Below are 2,759 nucleotides of genomic sequence, written 5' to 3' on the forward strand. Positions count from 1 at the left end.
GCTGGGCCGCGGAGCTCGCGGCGGGCATCCATGCCCGCCATGTCCTGCGGGACGGGCGCATGGTCGTCCCGGACGACACCGGCACGGCTGTGTGGGCCGACTTCAACACCGGGCTTTCCGGAGTGGTCGCCTTCCTGTCACGCCTCGCGCACGGTGGCCCGCGGATGTGGCTGCCGCGGTCGCTGACGGCAGCAAAACCCGAGGACTCCGGTGCGGATGCGGCGCATGCCACACCAGTACCGGCCGATGACCAGGATGACGAAAGGGGGTGAATGACAATGGAGTTCGACGTGAACGCCCTGCAGGTTCTGGAGCAGGAGGAGCCCGAGAGCGGCGCATGGCCCGAGCCGACAAAGGGCACGTGCTGCAGCACCTTCTGACGGCCGCGGCCGGCAGCCAGGTCACCGCCTTCGCCCGACGAAGGCGGTGACCGACCGACACATCCGACCGGACATACGGGAGGGCCAGACCATGCGGACACGGTGGAGCCGTGGCGGAGCACTGCGGCCGGTCCTCGCCGTGGGGGCGGGGGTCGTCGTACTGGCCGGTCTGCCGGCACCGGCGTCCGCGCCGGCGGCGGCAGCCGGTCCCTCCCCCATTGGCCGGGGCGTGCTCATGACCGACCGGGCCGTCCCCCGGCCCTGTTACTCGGCCGTGCTCCGCCCTGGTGCTCCGGGCGTCTCGGTGCAAGAGGTGACATCGCCGTCGGACGGTGTACTGCGGGCGCGGCTGACACCACGGGGCGGCCCGACCGGAGACTGGGATCTGGCCGTGTTCGACAAGGCCAGCGGGATCCTGGTCGACGCCTCGTCCGGGCCGCACAGCCGGGAGCTGGCCGAGGGCACCGTCACCCGGGGGCAACGGCTGGTGGTGCAGGGCTGCCTCTACGCCGGACGGGCCGGGACGGTGTCGCTGGGTGTCGATGTCGTGCCCGGGCAGGGGCAGTCCGCCCCCGCCCGCCCCGCTGCCACCCCACCGGCGGCACGCTCCGCGCTTCCCTCCGGCCGTACGACGTACCGTCAACTGTACGAATACCAATACGAGTTGAAGGACCTCGCCCGAACCCATCCGTCCCTTGTCACCTCGATCACGCTGCCCTACCTCACCGCCGAGGGGCGGGAGGTGTCCGGGGTGGAAGTGGCCACCGCCCCGGCCCGGACCGAGGACGGCAAGCCGGTGATGCTGACCCTCGGCCTGCATCACGCCTCCGAGTGGCCCAGCGGGGAGATCGCCATGGAATGGGCGTACGAGCTGATCTCCGGCTACCGCACCGATCCCCGGATCCATGCGCTGGTACGCGGGACCCGAAGCATCATCGTGCCGGTGGTCAACCCCGACGGCTTCGCGGTCTCCCGCGCAGCGCCGCCCAGGGGCGACTTCTCGCGCTTCGACTACGAGGACAAGCGCAAGAACTGCCAAACCGCCGACTCGCCGCCGCAGGACCGCACCGGGCCGTGCCGCGCCAACCCGGCCGGCCGGATCCGCGGGGTGGACCTCAACCGCAACTACGCAGGCTTCTGGGGCGGCGCCGGAGCCTCACCTGTGTGGGACGACGACCACTACCGCGGCTCGGCGCCCTTCTCGGAGCCCGAGACCCGCAATGTGCGCTCCCTCGTCTCCACCCGGCAGGTCACCGACCTGGTGAGCCTGCACACCTACGGCAACCTCGTGGTCCGCCCGCCGGGTTCCAACGACACCCAGCCGCCGCTGGACGAGCCGGCGTACCGGGCCCTGGGCGACCGGCTCGCCTCCCACAACGGCTACCGCAGCGAACCGGCGCGGGAGTTGTACGAGGCGACCGGGATGACGGAGGACTGGTCGTACTGGGCCACCGGGGGCTTCGGCCTGACCCTGGAGATCGGCCCGCGAACGGCCCATCCCCCCTACGCGGACGGGGTGGTGGCCGAGTACACCGGTACGGCACCGGCGGCCGGTGCGGGAAAGGGCGGCAACCGCGCGGCACTGCTGGAGATGCTCGCCGACACCGCCGACCCGGCGGCACACGCCACGCTGACGGGTACGGCGCCGCGCGGATACCGGCTGCGACTGCACAAGACCTTCCGGACCCCCACCTCACCCGTCCGGCGGCCGGACGGTTCGCAGGGGCCGCCGCTCGAGGTGGCCGACACGCTCGATTCGACACTGCTCGCCCCGGGCGGTGGGTTCACCTGGTCGGTCAACCCTTCCACCCGGCCCTACGTGGCGGGACGGTACGGAAGAAGGGCTCAGGCACCGGTCCAGCCGACGGTCCTCCTCGGACACCCGCCCGACCTGCCACCGGTGAACACCGACTACCCCACGAATCCGGCGGCGGACCGGGTCCCGTTCACCGTCGAGGGACCACCACGGGCCGACAACGGCAGAATGACCGTGTCGGTCAACTGGAGGTCACGCAGGACCGAATGGGACCTGTACGTCCTGGACCCGGCCGGGAAGACGGTGGGCGAGTCGGTGGTGGGCGACACCGACTCCCAGCAGGTCGTCCTGTTCGACCCGCCGCCCGGCCGGTACACCGCCGTGGTGGTCGACTTCCAGCAGGCCGACCCCGCCGCCCCGGACGCCTGGACGGGCCGTGTCGACTTCCGGTCACCGCTGCCCACCGTCCACGGCCCCACCGAGGCGTACACCCTGACCTGTCAGGACCTCGGCGGGCACCGCGTGGGGAGCACCGAGGTCACCGTGGGCCGGGGGCAGCGGGTCGCCCGCGAGCTGCGCAGCGCCTCCGAGCGCGACGCGATCATCTCCGGTGCGCTGATCCT

At 72.1% G+C, this 2,759-nt stretch carries 3 protein-coding genes; all 3 read left to right on the forward strand.

Annotation, left to right across the window (positions count from 1 at the left end; genetic code table 11):
• The coding region (locus AB0H32_RS47690) for a hypothetical protein (RefSeq protein ID WP_361135812.1) at window positions 1-272 on the forward strand (272 nt) is incomplete at its 5' end.
• A gap of 6 nt (window positions 273-278) precedes the next feature.
• Window positions 279-380: an ALQxL family class IV lanthipeptide gene (locus AB0H32_RS47695; RefSeq protein ID WP_361135815.1), complete on the forward strand. Its 102-nt coding sequence runs from the start codon at window positions 279-281 to the stop codon at window positions 378-380.
• Window positions 381-771: 391 nt separating this feature from the next.
• Window positions 772-2,759, forward strand: a 1,988-nt coding sequence (locus AB0H32_RS47700; RefSeq protein ID WP_361135818.1) for a M14 family zinc carboxypeptidase, incomplete at its 3' end; no start/stop codon positions are given.

This window comes from Streptomyces sp. NPDC020362 (assembly GCF_040642095.1).
In the GTDB taxonomy this organism is placed as follows: Bacteria; Actinomycetota; Actinomycetes; order Streptomycetales; family Streptomycetaceae; genus Streptomyces.

What these genes read in the sequence shown, in the direction of transcription:
- AB0H32_RS47695 (WP_361135815.1), top strand. Translation starts at nt 279, where the DNA reads ATGGAGTTCGACGTGAACGCCCTGCAGGTTCTGGAGCAGGAGGAGCCC.